The sequence below is a fragment of the Bacillus sp. TSO22 genome, from assembly GCF_020223595.1.
Lineage (GTDB): Bacteria > Bacillota > Bacilli > Bacillales > Bacillaceae > Bacillus > Bacillus inaquosorum.
The window spans coordinates 383,944-404,929 of sequence record NZ_JAHAWO010000009.1; the positions used below are offsets into that span (position 1 = coordinate 383,944).

Here is a 20,986-nt window from a genome sequence, read left to right on the forward strand (position 1 = left end):
TCCCCCGATCTATTCGAGTTCTTCCAGAACATTCGCTGTGATGTTGTTCTCGCTTGCATTCCGGCATCTGAGAAGAACACAGCAGATCATATTTAGCTCAATTTTTGTTTGACAAACTCGATCAGCTGGTTTTTACACTCTTCACGGTCATGCTGTCCTGAATCAAGAACGAGCTCCGGTGCTTCCGGCTCTTCATAAGGAGAATCAATTCCTGTAAAGAACGGAATTTCCCCGTTTCTTGCTTTTTTGTAGAGCCCTTTCGGATCTCTTTGTTCACAAATATCGAGGTCGCATTTAATGTATACCTCATTGAATTCGCCTGCTTCCACAAGCTGGCGAACCTGTTCTCTGTCCTCACGGAAAGGAGAGATAAAAGCAGTAATCACAATGGTGCCCTGCTGAACAAAAAGCTTTGCCACCTCTCCAATTCGGCGGATGTTTTCTTTTCGGTCTTCATCAGAAAAACCAAGGTCCTTATTTAAGCCGTGACGGATATTATCCCCGTCCAGCACAATCACTTGGTATCCCTGCTCAAACAATTCTCTCGCAGCTGCATTGGCAATCGTTGATTTACCTGAACCGCTTAACCCTGTCAGCCAGAGAATGGAGCTTTTGTGCTTGTTTTTTTGCTGATACTCTTCTTTTGTAATAGAGGCTTCATGCCATACGATATCGCGATTTGTCACTGCCAGTCCTCCTTAAGATACGCCTGCTTCTTCTTTTTTCTTCATACCTCTGATTAACACTTCTACGACTTCTGCCCGGCTGAATTCTGCAGGAGGCAGCACACCGTCTCTCAGCATGCCTCTTACCTTAGTGCCTGATAAGATGACGTGATGCTCTCTGCCATGAGGGCAAGTTTTCGCTGTTCCCATATTCCCGCATTTTTCGCAGAAGAAGCTGTGCTCGAATTTCAGCGGTGTAATTCCGAGTTCTTCAGGTTTAAATGTGTCAAACAGCTCCTGTGCCTCGTATGTTCCGTAATAGTCACCTACACCTGCGTGATCGCGGCCGACGATAAAATGCGTGCAGCCGTAGTTTTTTCTGACAAGCGCGTGGAAAATCGCTTCTCTTGGTCCTGCATAACGCATCGCCGCTAAGAAGACGCCAAGGAACACGCGGTCTTTCGGATAGTAATTGTCTAGAAGCACTTGGTAGCTTTCCATCCGCACATCAGCTGGGATGTCATCAGATTTTGTTTCGCCTACCAGCGGGTTTAAGAACAAGCCGTCTACTGTTTCAAGAGCCGTTTTTTGAATGTATTCATGCGCTCTGTGAACAGGATTTCTTGTTTGGAATCCGACAATGGTTTCCCAGCCTTTTTCCGCAAACTGGCGTCTTGTTTCCGCTGGTTCAAACGTAAACTCAGGGAACTGTTTTGAAGCTTTTTTAATCAATGTGATCGGTCCGCCGACATATGTATCGCCGCGGCTGAACAGCTTTTTAACACCTGGATGCTCCTGCTCATCCGTTTTGTACACTTTGACAGCTTCTTTTTGTTTGTCAGGCACGTACAGGTCTTCGATTTGGATCACGCCGTATGTTTCTCCTTCATACGTTAGCTTTACCGTTTCACCGACTGACAGTTCCGCTGCTTTTTGCGCATCGACCGGAAGTGTGATTGGAAGGGACCAGACAACGCCGGAAGAAAGACGCATGTTTTCGACAACAGATACGTAATCTTTTTCATTAAAGAAGCCTTCGATCGGGCTGTATGCGCCAATTCCGATTAATTCCAAATCCGCGAAAGAAATTAAATCAAGTTCAATTTCTTTTTGAATGCTGCTCACATCATATGATTCATCTACTCTGTTTACTAATGTTCCTCCGTGTGGTGCTAAACTCATAATATCCATTTCCTCCTAGTTAACATATAAAATAACTCAGATTAATGATCAGATTCCCCCGCCTTGTTCGTGGACAGAGCGTCTCTCTTTACGAATGGCCTTCGTCAGGCTGATGGCACCGCCCGCCGCTAAAAGCACGCTTACCATGATAAAGATTGAATAATAATCCTCTTTTAAAAACAAGGATACAAGCAGATAAGAAATCGATAAAGATAAAAACGGCGATACGATCCATACCTTCAGCATCGTTTGAACAACTTGTTTATGGAACACATTCGGACCGTTTTTTGCCATGCCTATTCCGATAATAGACGATGACGTGACTTGCGCCAGGGGCACCGGCATCCCAAATACAGAACTGATGATCACCAGTCCGGCTCCTGTACCGGATAAGAGAATGCCTTCTCCTTTTGAGAATCTCGTAATTTTCTTCCCGTTTGTTTCTAACACCCGCCGGCCTAATAACAGTGCGCCAAGGGAGACAAAAACTCCCCCGTACAAGGTTCCTTTCGCGACATCAAGCACACCGGCCGCTACTAATGGGCCAACGGCATTCGCTACGTTGTTCATGCCGGCAGAGAACGCTTCAAAAAATCCGGCAACTAACAAAACAATGCCAAGGATTTTTTGCTTTTTAGAAGACTTAATTTCAATCTTAAAATAGCTAAACAGCTTTGAAACAAAATAGGTGAAGCCGAAAGCAAACAGCGGGACAAAAACCCAAAACGCCACAATGACTAGAAGATTGTTCACAAACAATACTTTGTAAGCCACTCCCACTCCGACAACCGCGCCGACTGTTACTTCACTTGTCGACAATGGAATGCCGAGCAGATTAGCCGTAAAGAGCGACAGCGCAGCGGCTCCAATAATGATGCAAACAATCGTCAGTGTAATCGTCTGCTCGGGGATAATGCCGGAGCTGATGGTTTTTACAACCTCGCCCCCGCCAATGACCGCCCCGGCCAGCACACCGACTGCACATATGATCAAAGCGTAGGTTTTCTTTTTGATGGCTCCAGAGCCGTAAGCAACTCCCATCGAAGCTGCAGCGCCGCTTGCACCGATATTCATCGCGAAAAACAAGCTAAATAAAATAGCGGCTAATTCCATTTTGCAGCTCCTTATTCATGCAATCCGCATTCTGTTTTCGCCATACCATTCCATCTGCCTGAGCGTAAATCCTCTGCGGTAAAAGCAGGAGCCGTACAAGGTGCGCAGCCAATGCTTGGATATCCTTGGTCATGAAGCGGGTTGTAGTCCAGCTCATTCCGGGATGTGTATCTCCAAATGTCTTTCCAAGTCCAATGGATAAGCGGACATACTTTTACTGATTTGAATTTTTCATCTTTGTTTAAGAAATTCGTATTGGCACGGCTTGGCCCTTGATCGCGGCGCAGACCGGAAAGCCAGGCCGGATGCCCTGAAAGCGCCTCTCTTAAAGGAACAACCTTTCTAAGATAGCAGCACTGATTCGGCTCTCTTTCCCACAGTTTGTCACCATATTCTTCGGCTTGCTCCTCAAGGGTAAGATCTGGCTTTTTCAGGATGATATTAAGACCCGGATAACGCTCTTTCACTCGCTCAATCGTTTCATAGGTTTCTTTAAAATGAAGTCCTGTATCAAGAAACACAATCTCTGCGTCTTTTTTCACTTTATAAATTAAGTCAATCAGAACGATTCCCTCAATTCCGAAACTGCAGGCATAAACAAGCTGATTGCCGTAATGGCCGTATGCCCACTTTAAAACTGACAGCGCTCCTTTATAAGGATCGTCTTCCGGAAATGTAATCGTTGGTTCCTCCCAATTATCGTACGTTAACATTTCTTCTTTCCTCCTTTCGGAGACAAACAAACAGTAGCTTTCTGCCGGTTGTCTTTTCCCAATTGTAATGTGGTGCAGCTGCTGATATCGCAAACAGCCTTTTTTCCTCTTAAAATAAAAAACTTTCAATCCGGCGGAAAGAAAGACAGGAACAGCATGTAGCCCTTATCTTTCAAAATGGAATTCATTTTGCTGGAAGTAGCACCTTACACACTGTGCAGGTTGCCGGGCTTCATAGGTCCAGTCCCTCAGCCGCTCTTGATAAGTTTTTAGATTTGTAGTAAATTTTAGCACAATTCTAACATAAGTCAACCCGACTTTTTTTATAGGATTAATAAAAAAACAGGCCTCTAGGCCTGTTTTCACGCACAGCAAGGCTTTGAAGCCCCTGTGCATCACCGGAATTTATTTTTTATTTTTTAAACCAATCTTTTGACTCGGGATTTTGCTTCCACGTTTGCAGCTTTTTTAGATCGTCCGAATGAATATTTCCGTTTTCAAGCGCGACCTCTGTCAGCGTATCATAATCAGTTAATGAGTAGTATGGCAGTTCTGCCTTCGCAAACGCTTCCTGCGCTTTAGGAAGCCCGTACGTAAAGATTGAGACAACTCCAAGCACCTCACAGCCAGCCGCTTGTAAAGCTGCCGCAGCTTCAAGCACGCTGCCTCCTGTGGAGATTAAGTCTTCAATGACGACCGTTTTTTGGCCTTTTTGAACAGCTCCCTCAATCTGATTGCCTTTTCCGTGCGCTTTCGGCTTGCTTCTCACATAACACATCGGAAGATTCAAACGGTCAGCCGCCAGAGCAGCATGAGGAATACCGGCTGTTGCTGTTCCCGCAATCATTTCAGCTTCAGGAAAATGCTCTTCGACAAGCTTGCTGATGCCTGTGGCGACATCATTTCTGACCTCCGGGAAAGATAGTGTAAGGCGGTTGTCACAGTAGATTGGCGATAAAATGCCGCTTGCCCATGTAAATGGCTCGTTTGGGCGTAAAAATACAGCTTGGATGTCTAATAGATGTTTTGCGATGATTTGTTTCATTGTTTGATTCCCTCCCATTCGAGTCTGACAGCTTCATAGGCTTTTACCGGGTCTGCTGCTTTTGTAATCGAGCGTCCTACCACAATCGCTGATGAACCTTTCTCTCTTGCAATTGCAGGTGTTGCTACGCGGATTTGGTCATTCGCAGCGTCCTCTGACATCCTGATCCCCGGAGTGACAGTCAGAAATGAAGGCGAAACCGCTCGGTAAATGGCTTTTGCTTCATGAACAGAGCAGACCACTCCATCCAGTCCGCTTTCTTCCGCCAGTTTGCTGTAGTGCACAACCGTGTCGATCAGAGGCTTTTGGATCAGCAGTTCATCTTTCATCATTTGTTCAGATGTGCTTGTCAGCTGGGTTACCGCGATAAGTGACGGGCATTTTTTTCCAGCCGGCGTACCTTCTTCTAAACCTTCCAGAGCTGCTTGCATCATTTTTTTGCCCCCGGCCGCATGAACATTGACGAGGTCTACTCCGAGACCGGCAAGGCGCTTCATCGCTTTGTTTACAGTGGTCGGGATGTCATGAAGTTTTAAATCTAAAAACAGTTCGCAATTTCTTTCTTTTAGCTGTTTAACTATGGATGGCCCTTCTTGATAAAAAAGCTCCATTCCAACCTTTACAAATAACGGTTCTTGCTGAAAAGGCGCTAAGAATGCAAGTGTTTCTTCAACTGATGCAAAATCAAGCGCGATGATGGGCAGGTTGTTTTTCATGATTCCAGCTCCTTCCGATGCATTCTTCAATTGATTGATAGCCGTATTGGCGCAAAACAGCAGGGAGCTGTTCAATGATGTCTGGACATGCAAAAGGATTCACAAAGTTTGCTGTTCCGACTGCGACCGCGCTTGCTCCCGCGAGAAGAAACTCCAGTGCATCTTCAGCCGTCTGCACGCCTCCCATACCGATAATCGGGATATTGACAGCCTGGCTGACTTCATACACCATGCGAATGGCAACCGGCTTCACAGCAGGGCCGGAAAGTCCCCCTGTTTTATTCGCTAATATCGGCTTGCCTGATTTTAAATCGAGCCTCATGCCGATTAATGTGTTGATCATCGTAAGACCATCCGCTCCCGCCTCTTCGATCGCTGATGCAATTTCTGTGATATTTGCCACGTTCGGGGAAAGCTTCACATAAACGGGCACATCTGAAACCTCTTTAACCGCTTTCGTCAAACAGGCAGCCATTTCAGGGTTCGTGCCAAAAGCGATTCCGCCTGTTTTCACATTCGGGCAGGAAATGTTCAATTCAAGTGCATGAACATTAGGCGCTTTGCTGATATGCTTCGCGACTTCAACATAATCCTCGACTTGAGAGCCTGCGACATTGGCAATGATCGGCGTATCAAACTGCTCAAGCCACGGCAGCTCATTTTGCAAGACGCTTTCCAGCCCCGGATTTTGCAGACCGATCGCATTGAGCATTCCAGCGCCAGTCTCAGCTACCCTAGGGGTCGGATTCCCGAAGCGAGGCTCTTTTGTCGTAGCTTTGATCATGATTGCTCCGAGACAAGACAAATCATAAAAACGCGCAAACTCTTTTCCAAAACCGAAGCAGCCTGATGCAGGAATGATCGGGTTTTTCAAATCAAGCCCAGGTAATTTCACCTCTAGCATTACAGCGCCACCTCCTGAGCTTTAAATACAGGCCCGTCGAGACATACTTTTACGTAGGATGTCTCACTTTCGTTTGTATGGCACACACACGCGAAGCATGCGCCGATTCCGCAGCCCATTCGTTCCTCCATAGACAGGTAGACTTCTTTATGGGCATATTCCTGTTTTAACGCCTTCAGCATCGGTGTCGGCCCGCAGCTGAGGAGAATGTCAAACTCTAGATTTTTCTGTTTAATTACATTTGTAACAAACCCAGTTTCCCCATAGCTTCCGTCAGCTGTTGCCACATACGTGTCTCCGTACTGCCGGCACTCTTCTTCGTAAAAAACATCCTTTGCTGATTGAAATCCTAAAACGTGTATGACCTTGACCCCTTTTTCGTTCAAGCGTTTCGACAGCTCTTGGAGAGGCGGCACACCTACACCGCCTCCTACCAGCAAAGCCGTCTTTCCGGGTTGGACTTCATTGACCGGAAAGCCATTTCCCAAAGGCCCGAGGACATCTACAAGCTCTCCCTGCTGCTTTAGCGACAAGAGCCTTGTTCCTTCCCCATCTACTCGATAAATGATGGTAACTTCATTTTTTTCAAAGTTGACGTCGGCGATGCTGATCGGCCTTCTCAAAAGAGGCGTAACCGCTTCGCTCACTTTAAGATGAAGGAACTGTCCCGGGGTTGTAAACCCTTGGACAAGCTCCCCTTTCAGAACCATTTGATACACCCGGTCTGCAATTTGCTGGTTAGAACATACTGTCAAATACGCTTTTTTCATATAGTGACTGCCGCCTCCTGATTTGTATTGACTGCCGGCATTTGATCAGCACGGAATGTCATGCTTTCCAGTACTCGCAATATCGCTTCTGCCGTATCTAAAGATGTTAAGCAGGCAACACCGTTTTCTACTGATTCACGTCTGATTCTAAATCCGTCTCGTGCAGGCTGCTTTCCTTTTGTCAGCGTATTGATGACAAACTGCGCTTCTCCGTTTCTGATCACATCAAGCAAGTTCGGGCCGTCCTGGCCGATTTTTCCGACGACCTTCGCTGGAATTGAAGCTTCTTTCAGGTAACCTGCCGTTCCTTCCGTGGCTAAAATGTTGTAGCCGATCGCATGGAACCGCTTAGCGATGGCTAGCCCTTCTTCTTTGTCTTTGTCAGCCACTGTTAAAAGCACGGAACCGTAGTTAGGGATTTGAATGCCTGAAGCAATCAGGGCTTTATAGAGCGCCTTTTCAAGGGTAGAATCTTTACCCATGACCTCACCTGTTGATTTCATTTCAGGCCCTAACGTAATGTCCACTCTTCTCAGCTTAGCAAAGGAGAAGACCGGTGCTTTTACAAATACACCTTGCTGTTCAGGCTGAAGGCCCTCTGTATAGCCAAACGCAGACAGCTTTTGACCGAGAATGATTTTGGTTGCGAGATTCGCCATTGGGATACCTGTAATTTTGCTTAAGAACGGTACGGTTCTGCTTGATCTCGGATTCACTTCGAGCACGTACACTTCGCCTTTTGACAAGACGAATTGAATATTGAGCAAACCGACAATGTTCAGCCCTTTCGCTAGTGCAATCGTGTACTGTTCAATTTTTTTCTTAATGTCCTCTGTGAGAGACTGAGGCGGATAAACAGCGATTGAGTCTCCGGAGTGAACGCCCGCACGTTCAATGTGCTCCATAATTCCCGGGATTACAACTGTTTCACCATCAGATACTGCATCCACTTCAATTTCTTTCCCAGTTAAATATCTGTCAATTAATACTGGGTGCTGCGGATTGATTTTGACTGCGTTTTTCATGTAATGAAGCAGTTCTTCCTCATGATAAACAATCTCCATTGCCCGGCCGCCTAGTACATAGGAAGGGCGCACCAGTACCGGATAGCCGATGTCACTCGCGATGCTTACCGCCTGATCAACTGATGTCGCTGTTTTGCCAAGCGGCTGCGGAACGCCAAGTTCTCCAAGCGCTTGTTCAAATTTATCCCGGTCTTCAGCGCGGTCTAAATCTTCTAATGAAGTCCCAAGGATTTTGACTCCGCGTGCAGAAAGCTCGTCAGCCAGGTTAATGGCAGTTTGCCCGCCGAATTGTACGACAACGCCCACCGGCTGTTCGAGGTCAATGATATGCATGACATCTTCAATTGTAAGCGGCTCAAAGTACAGCTTGTCTGAGATGCTGAAATCTGTTGAAACGGTTTCCGGATTGTTATTGACAATAATGGCTTCATAGCCTGCTTGTTTAATGGCCCACACAGAGTGAACAGTCGCGTAGTCGAACTCAACACCCTGGCCGATTCGAATCGGACCGGAACCAAGCACGATCACACTTTTCTTATCCGTAACGACAGACTCATTTTCTTCTTCGTATGTGCTGTAGAAGTATGGCGTTTCTGATTCAAATTCTGCCGCACATGTATCTACCATTTTGAAAACCGGCGCAATTCCCGCTTGTTTTCTCAAGCTGTAAAGCTCCGATTCTTTCATTTCCCATTCACGGCTGATGTACTTATCAGAGAATCCGAGTTCTTTTGCCCGTCTCAGCACATCCGTATCACCAGCATGTGCTTTCAATTCTTTTTCAAACTGTACGATTCCGAACAGCTTATGCAGAAAGAAGACATCGATAGCGGAAAATTCATGGAGCTCTTCTACCGTGTAGCCTCTTCTGTATGCTTCAGCTAAGTAGAATAAGCGTTCGTCACCGGCCTTTTTAATTCGTTTTTCAAGAAGCTCATCGGAAATGTCAGCAGCGTCTTTCAATTCCAGATGATACACATCCGCTTCCAGGGAACGCACAGCCTTCAGCAATGACTCTTCAAGCGTGCGGCCGATCGCCATGACCTCTCCTGTCGCTTTCATTTGCGTGCCGAGCTTTCTGTTTGCTGATTCAAACTTATCAAACGGCCAGCGCGGAATTTTGGATACGACATAGTCAAGAGCCGGTTCAAATGCTGCATATGTTTTTCCTGTCACCGGGTTCATCATTTCATCTAATGAAAGGCCGACTGCGATTTTAGCAGCGAGTTTTGCAATCGGATATCCCGTCGCTTTTGATGCAAGAGCAGATGAACGGCTGACACGCGGGTTTACTTCAATAATGTAGTATTGGAAGCTGTCTGGATCTAAAGCGAGCTGTACGTTACATCCGCCTTCGATTCCAAGAGCGCGAATCAGTTTTAACGATACATTCCGCAAGAGCTGATATTCGCGGTCGCTGAGCGTTTGGCTCGGCGCGACTACAATACTGTCTCCAGTGTGGATTCCGACTGGATCAATATTCTCCATGTTACAAACGACAATGGCGTGATCCTGGCTGTCTCTCATGACTTCATACTCGATTTCTTTATAGCCGGCGATGCTTTTTTCAAGCAGACATTGATGCACCGGGCTTAATTTTAAGCCGTTCTCAACAATTTCTTTCAGTTCGGTTTCATTCGAGCAGATGCCTCCGCCTGTTCCGCCTAATGTATATGCCGGGCGGACAATGACAGGGAAACCAATTTGACTGACGAAGTTTTCAGCTTCTTCCAGAGAGTGGATGATCTCACTTTCAGGCACCGGTTCATTCAGCTCATTCATCAGTGTTCTGAACAAGTCGCGGTCTTCAGCCTGCTGAATCGCAGACAGCTTCGTGCCAAGCACTTCAACGCCGCATTCTGCCAGGACGCCTCTTTCTGAAAGCTCAACCGCAAGATTCAAACCGGTTTGGCCTCCGAGAGTGGGGAGAATGGCATCTGGGCGTTCTTTTCTGATAATTCGTGTCAGGAATTCCGGTGTGAGCGGTTCGATGTAAACCCGGTCAGCCATTTCTGTATCTGTCATGATCGTGGCAGGGTTTGAGTTGACAAGGATGACTTCATAGCCTTCTTCTTTCAAAGCAAGGCAGGCTTGCGTTCCCGCATAGTCAAATTCTGCTGCTTGGCCGATGATGATCGGTCCGGATCCGATTACTAAAATTTTGTTAATATCTACGCGTTTTGGCATACCGCTTCCCCTTCTTTCTCTGTTGTTTCGATCATTTCAATGAATCTGTCAAATAGATGGTTGGCATCCTCAGGACCAGGCGAGGCTTCAGGATGGTATTGAACTGTAAATGCCGGCAGTGTTTTATGCTTCAGCCCTTCAATCGTATCGTCATTAATTGCGATATGTGTCACTTCCAGTTCTGTTTCGTTGATGGATGACACTGTATAGCCATGGTTTTGAGATGTTAAGGCGACTTTTCCGGTAGCCAGCTCTTTTACCGGGTGGTTTGAGCCTCTGTGGCCGAATTTCATTTTCTCAGTATTCGCCCCGCACGCCAGCGCGAATAATTGGTGGCCAAGACATATTCCAAATAACGGCACTTTTCCAAGAACACCTTTAATCATTTCAATCGCTTCAGGCACATCTTTTGGATCCCCAGGTCCGTTAGAAAGCATGATGCCGTCCGGTTTCAGCTGAAGCACTTCTTCTGCTGTAATGTTGTAAGGCACAACGATAACGTCACATTTCCGTTTGTTCAGCTCTCTTAGAATCCCGTGCTTCATGCCGAAGTCAACCAAGACAATGCGTTTGCCTCTTCCCGGGCTCGGATATGCTGTTTTGGCTGATACTTGGGATACTTGATTTCTCGGCAGTTCAGTTTCGTTCAGTCTTTTCAGCACTGCCTCGATATCTTCATCTGGTGAAGTGAATGTTCCTTTTAGCGCGCCTGCCGTGCGAATCATTCTTGTCAGCTTTCTCGTATCAATTCCCTGCAATCCCGGAATGTTTTTCATTTTTAAATATTCGTCCAATGTGTATGCTGAACGCCAGTTTGAAGGCAGTTCACATAATTCTTTGATGATCAGCCCTTTCACAAAAGGGGTAATGGATTCAAAATCATCACGGTTAATGCCGTAATTTCCGATAAGCGGGTACGTTAATGTTACGATCTGCCCGCAGTAAGAAGGATCAGATAAAATTTCCTGATAGCCTGTCATCCCAGTGTTAAAAACGACTTCTCCCATGCTGTGCTCTAAGCTTCCGAAGGCTTCTCCCTCGAATACCGCCCCGTTTTCCAGTACTAATCGTCTCTTCATTTGACAAGTCTCCCTTCTTCATAAGCAAGCTTTCCTGCCGCAATTGTAGCGACCGGCCAGCCGGTGCAGCTGATGCCGTTGAATGGTGTATTTTTTCCTTTTGATAAAAATGTCTCTTTGTCTATAACTGCTTCTTTTTCCAAATCGATTAACGTAATGTCAGCGACTTGCCCCGTTTGTAATGTTCCGTATGGGAGACCGAACGCTTCGCATGGTTTGATTGTCATGTAGTCAATCAGCTGTTTCAGCGACCAGCTGCCTTTTTTGACAAAGTGTGTGTATAGAAGCGGAAACGCTGTTTCTAAGCCGACAATTCCGAATGGCGCCAGCTTCATGTCTGTGTTTTTCTCTTCTTCTGTATGCGGCGCATGGTCTGTTGCGATAAAATCAATTGTTCCGTCTAAAAGACCTTCGATTAAAGCGGCTCTGTCTTCTGCGCTGCGGAGCGGAGGATTCATTTTATAATTTGTGTCCAGCCCCGGGATGTCCTCATCACAAAGCAGCAAATGATGCGGTGATACTTCTGCTGTCACTCTGATTCCTGCTTTTTTCGCATCGCGTACGACTCTGACAGACTCTTTCGTGCTGATATGGCATACATGGTAATGGCAGTTTGCCGCTTCAGCCAGCAATACATCGCGGGCAATATGGACCGATTCACACACAGAAGGAATGCCATTGAGACCGTTCGCTTTGGAGAATGTCCCCTCATGAACGCTTCCTCCGTAAATTAAGGAGTTGTCTTCGCAATGCGCAACAATCGCTTTGTCAATTGCAGCTGCCCGTTTCATCGCTTCATACATCATTCCTGCTGTCTGTATACCGACGCCGTCATCTGTGAAGGCAAATGCCCCGGCTTCTTTTAAAGCTTCAAAGTTTGTCATTTCACTGCCGATTTGTCTGATCGTAATAGATGCATACGGAAGAACTCTGACGCATGATGTTTCTTTAATACGGTTTTGCACCCATTCCATCTGCTCCTTCGTATCAGGAACAGGCCGCGTATTCGGCATTGCTGCTACTGTTGTATAGCCGCCGCGCGCTGCTGCTTTTGCGCCGGTTTCAATGGTTTCTTTTTTCTCTCCGCCCGGCTCTCTGAAGTGTACGTGGAGATCAACAAATCCAGGTGAAACAAGCAATCCTTTTGCATCAATTACTGTTTCTGCATCCGCTGCATCAAGCTTGCCGATTTCAGAGATGATTTCTCCTGTCACTCGAATATCCGCTTCTGTTTTTTCACCATTTTTGTTAAGTATCCAGCCGTTTTTAATGAGATATGACATACGCTGCTTCTCCTCTTTTCACATTGGTTTGTAAGGCACGCTGTATCACTGCCATTCTGATAAATACGCCATTTTGCATTTGCTTGAAGATTCTTGATTTTTCGCTTTCGACTAAGCTGTCATCAATCTCGACTCCTCTGTTTACCGGAGCTGGATGCATAATGATCGCATGCTGCTTCATACGTTCAGCCCGTTCTGCAGTCAAACCGTACTTGTTTAAATAGCCGTCCTGGCTGACAGCGGACTGATGTCTTTCATTTTGAATGCGCAGCAGCATGACGACATCGGAAGACTCAACTGCTTCATCCATTGAGACATATGTGCCGAATGTATTTTCTTCATCCTGCCATTCCGAAGGACCGGAAAACAGGACTCGGGCACCTAGTCTAGTCAAAACTTCTGCATTAGACCTTGCCACTCTGCTGTGCTTGATATCGCCGTGAATGGAGACGGTAAGCCCTTTGAACGTATTGAACTCTTCATAAATCGTCATTAAATCAAGCAGTGATTGTGTCGGATGCTGGCCGCATCCGTCTCCCGCATTCAGAATCGGGATATTCACCTGGCTGACAAGCTCTTTATAGTACTCATCCTCACTGTGCCTGATGACGCACACGTCCGCACCAATTGATTCGAGCGTCCGGATGGTGTCGTATAAGGTTTCGCCTTTTTGCACGCTTGTGCTTGTTCCATCAAGGTTGAGCACATTCATACCCAGCTTTTTTTCTGCGACCTCAAAGCTGAACCGCGTTCTCGTGCTCGGTTCAAAAAACAGGTTCGCTGCAAATTTCCCCATAAGCCAATTGTCTGTTTTTCCGCCTTTTAGGTCTTGTGCTGTTTGAAGCAAATCTTTGATTTCCTCAATACTGAGTTCGCTCATCGTCGTTAAATGCTTCATGTTTTTTCCCCTCTCATTTCAACTTTAAGGCTGAAAAAAACCCCGGTCTTAGATAGACTCGGGGTATGGTTAAATAGAGGGCAGCATTGAAGCTTCCTTCTCTTCATAACCCTTCCAAGCCTCTCTGGACTTTCTTTAAAAGGTTTTAGATATGATGTTGTTCAGATGTATCTGCCTGCTCTTCCTTCGGCTGTGGAAGAATCAGGTTTAAGATGACACCGACTATTGCTGCAAGCGCCATTCCCGACACTTGGAATCCCCCTTGAGACACTTGGATAAATGCGCCTCCTACACCGATCACAAGGATAACTGATGTAATAATGAGGTTTCTGTTGTTTTCATAATCAATTTTGTTGTCAATCAGCATTCTCAGACCGCTCGAAGCGATGATTCCGAACAGCAGGAAGGAGACGCCTCCCATGACCGCTGACGGCACTGAACTGATCAGCGCTGAGATTTTGCCGATAAAGCCGAAGCAAAGGGCAATCACTGCCGCGCCGCCGATGACAAAGACGCTGAATACTCTTGTGATGGCCAGCACGCCAATGTTTTCCCCGTAAGTCGTTGTCGGCGGACCGCCGATCAGGGAAGCAAGGATTGTCGCCACGCTGTCCCCCATAATGGAGCGATGAAGCCCCGGCTTCTTAATGAAATCTTGTCCGACAACTTTGCTCAGCACCATTTGGTGGCCGATATGCTCTGACATTGTCACAAACGCGACGGGAACCATTGCCGCTGCGATGCCGAGTGTTACTGACGGTGAATAGTCTTTGAACGGGATGATAAATTCAGGCACTGCAAACCATTTCGCGTCAAGCACCGGCTGGAAGTTGACAATCCCTTGAGTAAGGGCAAACAAGTATCCGCCGATAATTCCGATCAAAACAGGGATCAGGCTTAAAAATCCTCGTAAGAAAATGGCGCAAATAATCGTGATGGCCAGCGTAACTCCTGCGACACTGAAGTGCTTTAAGCTGTAGACTAATTCACTTGCGTTCGGATCAGCGTACATCGCCATGTTTACCGCAGTACTTGCCAGACCCAGCCCGATGACGATAATAACAGGGCCTACGACTACAGGCGGGAGAATCTTCATCAGCCATCCTGTTCCAAGCTGCCTGATCAATAAGGCAATCAGCCCGTACACTAACCCTGCAAGAAACGCCCCAACCATTGCCGCTCCCGGCCCGCCGGTCGCTTTTACCAGTATGATTGGAGAAATAAAGGCGAAGGATGAACCGAGATACGCCGGAATTTGCCCTTTCGTTATAAGAAGGTAAGCAAGTGTCCCGATGCCGCTTGTCACCAATGCCACAGCAGGACTCATTCCGACCAGCTTCGGAACCAAAATCGTTGAGCCAAACATGGCAAACAAATGCTGCAGGCTGAATGAAACCCAAGAGAAAGGTGTCGGGACATCCCTGACTCCTAAATTTACTTTTTTCTTACTCATGATGAATTTCCCCCTGATTGTTGACTTTCATTTTAGGATGACTCAATGACTGTATAAAAAAACCTCTTTGCTATTTTTACGCAAAGAGGCATACAAAGACCTGCCGAATACTTCCGGGACTTTGTTGTGCACCTCTTTGCAACCTCTCTGGATTGCCTTTAAAAAGGTGATCTATTATTCATTTTCATAAATGGCGACGAGATCGTTTTGATCTACCTCATCAAGCTGAACCATAACCTTTTCAGCTTTTGATGTCGGGATGTTTTTCCCGATATAATCCGCTCGGATCGGCAGCTCCCGGTGTCCTCTGTCAACAAGCACAGCCAGCTGAATGGAGGAAGGTCTGCCTACATCAACAAGCGCATCCATACCTGCTCTGACCGTTCTTCCGGTGTACAGGACATCGTCAACGAGAATGACTTTTTGATCTGTGATGTCTACCGGAATATCTGCACCCTTCACAAGCGGTTCTTCGTTGCTCGTTTTTTTGGAAAGATCGTCTCTGTAAAGAGTAATATCAATTTCACCAACTGTTACAGGATTCCCTTCAATCTGTTCGATTCGTTCTGCAAGGCGTTTTGCCAAGTAAATCCCTCTTGTCTTGATGCCGACAAGGATGCAGTTATTCATTCCTTTATTGCGTTCGATCATTTCATGAGCAATCCTGGTCAGTGCCCGTCTGATTGCCTGTTCGTCGAGAATGACAGCTTTTTGATTCAATGTGTGACACCTCACAGTTCATATAGAAGAAAAAAACCCCTCCTGCCAGAGCATAGAGGGGTTTTAGGACAAGGTGCGCGCATATACACGCATCCCGTCTATCCGTTATCCTTCTCAGCCTCTCTGGACTGTTTTAAAGAATCTATTGAGCTTCATTTATTATTTCAGAAAAGAAACAGTCTGTCAACCGTTTTTTCTGAGGTTTTCGATTAATTCTGCCATATCCTCCGGGAGCGGCGCTTCAAATTCGACATATTCACCGGTACGAGGATGATCAAAACCTAAAATTCCGGCGTGAAGGGCCTGGCCGTTAAAATCGATCGTTTTTCTTGGACCGTATTTTGGATCGCCTGCTAATGGAAATCCGATATATTTCATATGAACACGAATTTGATGCGTTCTCCCTGTTTCAAGCTGGCATTCTACCAACGTAAAATCCTGAAAACGCTCAAGCACATGAAAATGAGTGACGGCGTTTTTGCCATCACGCGTCACAGTCATGCTTTGACGGTCTTTCTTGTCTCGTCCAATCGGTGCATCAATTGTGCCGTCATCGTGAGAAATAAGCCCGTGGACAACTGCCGTATATTTCCGCGTGACCGTTTTGTTGACCAATTGGTTCACGAGAGACTCATGCGCCATATCATTTTTCGCTACCATTAATAAGCCGGACGTGTCCTTATCGATTCTGTGAACGATCCCCGGACGCATCACGCCATTTATTCCGGAAAGGTCCGTACAATGAGCCATAAGACCGTTTACAAGCGTACCCGTAAGATGCCCAGGGGCTGGGTGCACAACCATTCCGCGAGGTTTATTGACGACCAGCACATCCTGGTCTTCATAATAAATATCCAGATCCATAGGTTCTGCCAGCACGTCGAGCGCTTCCGGCTCAGGTACGGTGACGGTCACCTGATCACCCGGCTGAATTTTATAATTCGATTTTACAGGGCTTCCGTTCACGACAACTTGTCCGTCTTTCACCCATTGCTGCACCTGGGTTCTCGACCAATCATTTTCAGTCGATGCCAGAAATTTATCAATCCGCTCACTTTTTTGTTCTTCTGAAGCGGTTATATCAATTTGATTCATGCTATTGCTCCTTTTTCTTTTTCCCGCTGTCCAACAGCATTTGTATAAATAAAAGCATTACGCCGACACATAGTGACGAGTCCGCGATGTTAAAAATCGGGTAATTATAATCCACAATAATGACATGGATAAAATCCACAACTTCCTGTCTGACAGCCCGGTCGATGAAGTTGCCGATGGCACCGCCAAGCATAAGTCCGAGGGCCACACCAAGAAGCCTTTGTCCTTTTGTATAACGCTGTATGTAATAAACAATGCCAATAATAACCGCGGTTGTAATGAGGTAGAAAAACCACATCTGACCGGCTAATATCCCCCATGCAGCACCCGTATTGCGATGGGAGGTGATATAGAATACCTGATCAATGATCGGAATGCTTTGTCCAAGCTCCATGTTTTTAACAACAAGCCATTTTGTCAATTGATCGGCTGCAATAATAAGTAGTGCAATCACATAATACAGCACAAACGTTCCTCCAGTTTACGGTTACTTTAATCCATTATGCATTTTATCAATAAAAAGCACTGGAGTAAAGAAATATCAGGCATATAAACTGGCCAGACACTGTTATTCATACAGTGCCTGACCATATTCGATATCGGTTGATTTCCACAGCGGAAGCGTTTTTTTTTCGAATTGGACAGAATAAAGAAAATCGTTTGCTGTTCGGGCAGTCGGCAACACCGCCAGTTTTGAAAGAGGAATGGGAGCCCCGGTTTCTTCACAGTATCCGAATGTGCCGTTTTCGATTTTGGACAATGCGAGGAGAACGTCTTGTAGCTCTTCTTTAATGTGATAGATCAGAGTTGCTTTTTGTTTATGATTGATTGCTGCTTGCGGGCTTGTTGAAACCTGAAAGCAAGAATACTCAAATAATCTCGACTGTAATTCTTCTTTCATCAGAAGAAGTTCCGTATAAATTGCGGTCAGTTGATCATTCATTCATCACAACTCCTGCTCTTAACGTAGTACCTATAGTGTTGCCTGTGAATGATGATCTAAAGCCCATAAGATTTTTCCTGCCGTTCTAAACGATGTCACTCTTGGCACAAAAAAAGCCCGGCTTTAACGCCGGACTATTTTTCATTATTTTTGATAGTATTTTTCAACGATTTCTGCGTTTCGCAGTGAAAGTGTAGGGTATTTCGGATTCGCGCCTACATCTTTTGAGATCACACGGGATCTCTCACACATTTCGCCTTCCGCTTTCTCGACAGCAATTTTGCCTGTCTCGAAGCTTTGCGCATCGTTCGGCGCTTCATTTTCTTCGCTGATTGTTAGTTCAGAAACAATAAACAGCTGAGAAAGATTTTCTTTAATGGAAGCCAAGAGCTCTTGGTTTTCTTTGTTTGGATACAATTTCAGGTTCGCTTCCAATGATTTACCGATAATTTTTTCATTCCGCGCAGTTTCTAACGCTTTTAGTACATCATCACGAATAGCCATAAAGCGGTCAAATTTATCTTCTGTCGCTTCGCTGTTTGGAACCGCAATTGTTTCCGGCATGTCTGCCAGCTGAACGCTTTGCTCTTCGACAAATGTTAAATGAGACCATAATTCGTCAGCCGTATGAGGAAGAATCGGCGCTGAAAGCTTCACTAATGCAAGAAGCGTTTCATGGAATACTGTCTGCATGCTGCGTCTATCCGGATGATCCGCATGCTCGATGTACACAATATCTTTTGCGAAATCAAGATAGAATGAGCTCAATTCGATTGTGCAGAAATTATGGATGCTGTGATACACAACCGCAAATTCGTACTCATCATACGCTTTTTTCACTTTATCAATCAGTTTGTTCAGCTTAATCAGCATATACTGATCCACTTCGCGAAGATCTTCGACAGCCACCGCATTCGTTTTTGGATCAAAATCGAATAGGTTGCCGTGAAGGAAACGGAACGTATTGCGGATTTTACGGTATACTTCAGCAACCTGCTTCAGAATTGCGTCAGACACACGAACGTCCGCCTGATAATCAACTGAAGACACCCATAATCTCAAGATGTCGGCACCGAGCTGTTTCATGACTTTAGCTGGAACAACGACGTTACCGATTGATTTACTCATCTTGCGTCCTTCTCCATCCAGTGCAAATCCATGGCTGAGCACACCTTTATATGGCGCTTTTCCTGTTACGGCTACTGCTGTAGAAAGAGATGAGTTAAACCAGCCGCGGTATTGGTCTGATCCTTCTAGATATAAATCAGCCGGGCGAACGAGGTCTTCACGTTCTTCAAGCACCGCTTGATGGGAAGAGCCTGAATCAAACCAAACATCCATGATGTCCTGTTCTTTTGTAAATATGCCGTTAGGGCTGCCAGGATGCGTAAAGCCTTCCGGAAGAAGATCCTTCGCTTCTTTTTCAAACCAAATGTTTGAGCCGTGCTGTCTGAACAATTCAGAAACATGTTCAATGGTTTCATCTGTAATAACCGGTTCTCCGTTTTCGGCATAAAATACCGGAATCGGAACACCCCACGCACGCTGTCTGGAAATACACCAGTCTCCGCGGTCACGCACCATGTTGTGCAAACGCTGCTCGCCCCATTCAGGAACCCATTTGGTTTCTTTAATGGCATCCAGCAGGTCTGATCTGAAATCTTTAATAGACGCAAACCATTGCGCTGTCGCTCTGAAAATGGTTGGTTTCTTTGTTCTCCAATCGTGCGGATAAGAGTGAGTAATGAATTCAAGCTTCACAAGCGCGCCTTTTTCATCAAGCTGCTGTGTGATCGCTTTGTTCGCATCATCATAGAACATGCCTTCAAAGCCAGGAGCTTCACTTGTCATTACACCTTTTTCATCAACTGGGCAAAGCACATCTAAACCGTATTTTTGACCGATGATAAAGTCATCTTCTCCGTGTCCGGGCGCTGTATGAACACAGCCTGTTCCGGCATCAGTTGTTACGTGCTCGCCTAGCATAACGAGTGAGTCTCTGCCATAGAGCGGGTGTTCAGCGATAATGTTCTCAAGGTCTTTCCCTTTAATCGTTCTTGTCACTTCATATTGATCAAATCCGCATGCAGATGCAACATTTTCGACTAAAGCACTTGCTACGACAAAGCGGTCTTCACCAACTGCAACCACGCTGTACTCAAGATCAGGGTGCACTGAAATTCCGAGGTTCGCCGGAATTGTCCAAGGCGTTGTTGTCCAAATGATGATACGCTCACCGTTTTCAAGAACGCCTTTTCCGTCTTTCACACCGAAAGCAACGTAAATAGATGCTGAACGTTTATCTTGATATTCAATCTCAGCTTCAGCCAAAGCAGACTCACTTGAAGGTGACCAGTTAACCGGTTTAAGGCCTTTATAAATGTAGCCTCGTTTTGCCATCTCACCAAATACGCGGATTTGTTGCGCTTCGTATTCCGGTTTTAATGTCACATACGGGTTTTCCCAGTCACCGCGGACACCAAGGCGTTTGAACTGCTCACGCTGCCCCTCGATTTGCTTCCAGGCGTACTCTTCACACAGCTTGCGGAATTCCGCTACTGACATTTCTTTGCGGTTGACTTTTTTGTTTTTTGTAAGAGCTGTTTCAATCGGCAATCCATGTGTATCCCAGCCTGGTACATACGGCGCGTTGTAACCGCTCATTGATTTGTAACGGACAATGAAATCCTTCAAGATCTTGTTAAGCGCGTGGCCCATATGGATGTCGCCGTTTGCATACGGAGGTCCGTCATGTAAAACAAATTTCGGGCGGTCTTTCGTCCGTTCCTGCACAAGACGGTAGATATCCTGTTCCTCCCATTTCTTTTGAATGTCAGGCTCACGGTTTGGCAAATTCCCTCGCATCGGGAAATCTGTTTTCGGCATTAAGAGCGTGTCTTTAAAATCCATTTTCATTCCTCCACTGCATTTTTTCAGAAAATAAAAAAAGCCCTCTCATCCCATAAGGGACGAGAAAGCTTATCTCGCGGTACCACCCTTTTAGAAAAAGCCAGCATACGCTTTTTCCTCTCGAGCATCGTAACGTGATGAACGTCCTAACCTACTGTGAGTTCAGAAAGGAAACTTAAGGGCTGATCTACATGATTCCGGCCATCCCGGGCTCTCACCATCTCCGGGTCGCTATGAAGGCCTGAAGGAAACATGACTGTCCCTTTCAACCGTCTTTTCATCTGA

18 protein-coding genes, 1 riboswitch and 1 other annotated feature are annotated in these 20,986 nt (G+C 46.0%); all 18 genes read right to left on the reverse strand.

Annotated elements, in window-relative coordinates:
* Positions 1-92 precede the first annotated feature (92 nt).
* Positions 93-686, reverse strand: coding sequence for an adenylyl-sulfate kinase (gene cysC, locus KHQ79_RS10445; protein WP_003238641.1), 594 nt, complete (start codon positions 684-686; stop codon positions 93-95).
* 12 nt (positions 687-698) lie between these two features.
* Positions 699-1,847 (reverse strand): sulfate adenylyltransferase, encoded by a 1,149-nt coding sequence (gene sat / locus KHQ79_RS10450; RefSeq protein ID WP_225515082.1) that lies wholly within the window; start codon positions 1,845-1,847, stop codon positions 699-701.
* Positions 1,848-1,895: 48 nt separating this feature from the next.
* On the reverse strand, positions 1,896-2,960 hold the full coding sequence (gene cysP, locus KHQ79_RS10455; protein ID WP_003238644.1) for a sulfate permease: 1,065 nt from the start codon (positions 2,958-2,960) through the stop codon (positions 1,896-1,898).
* Between the two features lie 11 nt (positions 2,961-2,971).
* Entirely contained in the window at positions 2,972-3,673 is a 702-nt protein-coding gene (locus KHQ79_RS10460; protein WP_003238646.1) for a phosphoadenylyl-sulfate reductase, read from the reverse strand.
* A gap of 162 nt (positions 3,674-3,835) precedes the next feature.
* A riboswitch (SAM riboswitch) is annotated at positions 3,836-3,941 on the reverse strand.
* Positions 3,942-4,085: 144 nt separating this feature from the next.
* Positions 4,086-4,718: an orotate phosphoribosyltransferase gene (pyrE, locus tag KHQ79_RS10465; RefSeq protein ID WP_284438275.1), complete on the reverse strand. Its 633-nt coding sequence runs from the start codon at positions 4,716-4,718 to the stop codon at positions 4,086-4,088.
* Positions 4,715-5,434, reverse strand: a complete 720-nt coding sequence (gene pyrF / locus KHQ79_RS10470) for an orotidine-5'-phosphate decarboxylase (RefSeq protein WP_225515084.1) — start codon at positions 5,432-5,434, stop codon at positions 4,715-4,717. The genes pyrE and pyrF overlap by 4 nt, the downstream gene beginning before the upstream one ends.
* Positions 5,403-6,338: a dihydroorotate dehydrogenase gene (locus KHQ79_RS10475; RefSeq protein ID WP_225515086.1), complete on the reverse strand. Its 936-nt coding sequence runs from the start codon at positions 6,336-6,338 to the stop codon at positions 5,403-5,405. Before KHQ79_RS10475 ends, pyrF begins: the two co-directional genes overlap by 32 nt.
* Complete coding sequence (gene pyrK / locus KHQ79_RS10480) at positions 6,338-7,108, reverse strand: dihydroorotate oxidase B electron transfer subunit (protein ID WP_003238651.1); 771 nt, start codon at positions 7,106-7,108, stop codon at positions 6,338-6,340. The genes KHQ79_RS10475 and pyrK overlap by 1 nt, the downstream gene beginning before the upstream one ends.
* Positions 7,105-10,320, reverse strand: coding sequence for a carbamoyl-phosphate synthase (glutamine-hydrolyzing) large subunit (gene carB / locus KHQ79_RS10485; protein WP_060398594.1), 3,216 nt, complete (start codon positions 10,318-10,320; stop codon positions 7,105-7,107). Before carB ends, pyrK begins: the two co-directional genes overlap by 4 nt.
* The gene (locus KHQ79_RS10490; RefSeq protein WP_060398593.1) at positions 10,305-11,399 is read right to left on the reverse strand and encodes a carbamoyl phosphate synthase small subunit; all 1,095 of its coding nucleotides are present in this window, start codon (positions 11,397-11,399) and stop codon (positions 10,305-10,307) included. Before KHQ79_RS10490 ends, carB begins: the two co-directional genes overlap by 16 nt.
* Positions 11,396-12,682: a dihydroorotase gene (locus KHQ79_RS10495; protein ID WP_225515088.1), complete on the reverse strand. Its 1,287-nt coding sequence runs from the start codon at positions 12,680-12,682 to the stop codon at positions 11,396-11,398. Before KHQ79_RS10495 ends, KHQ79_RS10490 begins: the two co-directional genes overlap by 4 nt.
* Positions 12,666-13,580, reverse strand: a complete 915-nt coding sequence (locus KHQ79_RS10500) for an aspartate carbamoyltransferase catalytic subunit (RefSeq protein ID WP_060398591.1) — start codon at positions 13,578-13,580, stop codon at positions 12,666-12,668. Before KHQ79_RS10500 ends, KHQ79_RS10495 begins: the two co-directional genes overlap by 17 nt.
* 145 nt (positions 13,581-13,725) lie before the next feature.
* Positions 13,726-15,033, reverse strand: coding sequence for a uracil permease PyrP (gene pyrP / locus KHQ79_RS10505; RefSeq protein WP_019258351.1), 1,308 nt, complete (start codon positions 15,031-15,033; stop codon positions 13,726-13,728).
* A gap of 174 nt (positions 15,034-15,207) precedes the next feature.
* Positions 15,208-15,753, reverse strand: a complete 546-nt coding sequence (pyrR, locus tag KHQ79_RS10510; protein ID WP_003221477.1) for a bifunctional pyrimidine operon transcriptional regulator/uracil phosphoribosyltransferase — start codon at positions 15,751-15,753, stop codon at positions 15,208-15,210.
* Positions 15,754-15,936: 183 nt separating this feature from the next.
* The gene (locus KHQ79_RS10515; RefSeq protein ID WP_003238658.1) at positions 15,937-16,848 is read right to left on the reverse strand and encodes an RluA family pseudouridine synthase; all 912 of its coding nucleotides are present in this window, start codon (positions 16,846-16,848) and stop codon (positions 15,937-15,939) included.
* A gap of 1 nt (position 16,849) precedes the next feature.
* Positions 16,850-17,314, reverse strand: coding sequence for a signal peptidase II (gene lspA / locus KHQ79_RS10520; protein ID WP_003238660.1), 465 nt, complete (start codon positions 17,312-17,314; stop codon positions 16,850-16,852).
* 102 nt (positions 17,315-17,416) lie between these two features.
* Positions 17,417-17,791, reverse strand: a complete 375-nt coding sequence (gene ylyA, locus KHQ79_RS10525; RefSeq protein WP_003238661.1) for a sporulation-related RNA polymerase-binding protein YlyA — start codon at positions 17,789-17,791, stop codon at positions 17,417-17,419.
* Between the two features lie 144 nt (positions 17,792-17,935).
* Positions 17,936-20,701 (reverse strand): isoleucine--tRNA ligase, encoded by a 2,766-nt coding sequence (gene ileS / locus KHQ79_RS10530; RefSeq protein ID WP_225515090.1) that lies wholly within the window; start codon positions 20,699-20,701, stop codon positions 17,936-17,938.
* Positions 20,702-20,753: 52 nt separating this feature from the next.
* Positions 20,754-20,980, reverse strand: a binding site (T-box leader).
* Positions 20,981-20,986: the final 6 nt, after the last annotated feature.

Bases quoted from the DNA above. Each gene is read 5' to 3' on its own strand.
- ylyA (WP_003238661.1), bottom strand. From the start codon at position 17,791: ATGAATGATCAACTGACCGCAATTTATACGGAACTTCTTCTGATGAAA.
- carB (WP_060398594.1), bottom strand. From the start codon at position 10,320: ATGCCAAAACGCGTAGATATTAACAAAATTTTAGTAATCGGATCCGGA.
- KHQ79_RS10475 (WP_225515086.1), bottom strand. From the start codon at position 6,338: ATGCTAGAGGTGAAATTACCTGGGCTTGATTTGAAAAACCCGATCATT.
- KHQ79_RS10515 (WP_003238658.1), bottom strand. From the start codon at position 16,848: ATGAATCAAATTGATATAACCGCTTCAGAAGAACAAAAAAGTGAGCGG.
- pyrE (WP_284438275.1), bottom strand. From the start codon at position 4,718: ATGAAACAAATCATCGCAAAACATCTATTAGACATCCAAGCTGTATTT.
- ileS (WP_225515090.1), bottom strand. From the start codon at position 20,701: ATGGATTTTAAAGACACGCTCTTAATGCCGAAAACAGATTTCCCGATG.
- KHQ79_RS10495 (WP_225515088.1), bottom strand. From the start codon at position 12,682: ATGTCATATCTCATTAAAAACGGCTGGATACTTAACAAAAATGGTGAA.
- KHQ79_RS10500 (WP_060398591.1), bottom strand. From the start codon at position 13,580: ATGAAGCATTTAACGACGATGAGCGAACTCAGTATTGAGGAAATCAAA.
- KHQ79_RS10490 (WP_060398593.1), bottom strand. From the start codon at position 11,399: ATGAAGAGACGATTAGTACTGGAAAACGGGGCGGTATTCGAGGGAGAA.
- pyrF (WP_225515084.1), bottom strand. From the start codon at position 5,434: ATGAAAAACAACCTGCCCATCATCGCGCTTGATTTTGCATCAGTTGAA.
- pyrP (WP_019258351.1), bottom strand. From the start codon at position 15,033: ATGAGTAAGAAAAAAGTAAATTTAGGAGTCAGGGATGTCCCGACACCT.
- KHQ79_RS10460 (WP_003238646.1), bottom strand. From the start codon at position 3,673: ATGTTAACGTACGATAATTGGGAGGAACCAACGATTACATTTCCGGAA.
- pyrK (WP_003238651.1), bottom strand. From the start codon at position 7,108: ATGAAAAAAGCGTATTTGACAGTATGTTCTAACCAGCAAATTGCAGAC.
- cysP (WP_003238644.1), bottom strand. From the start codon at position 2,960: ATGGAATTAGCCGCTATTTTATTTAGCTTGTTTTTCGCGATGAATATC.
- sat (WP_225515082.1), bottom strand. From the start codon at position 1,847: ATGAGTTTAGCACCACACGGAGGAACATTAGTAAACAGAGTAGATGAA.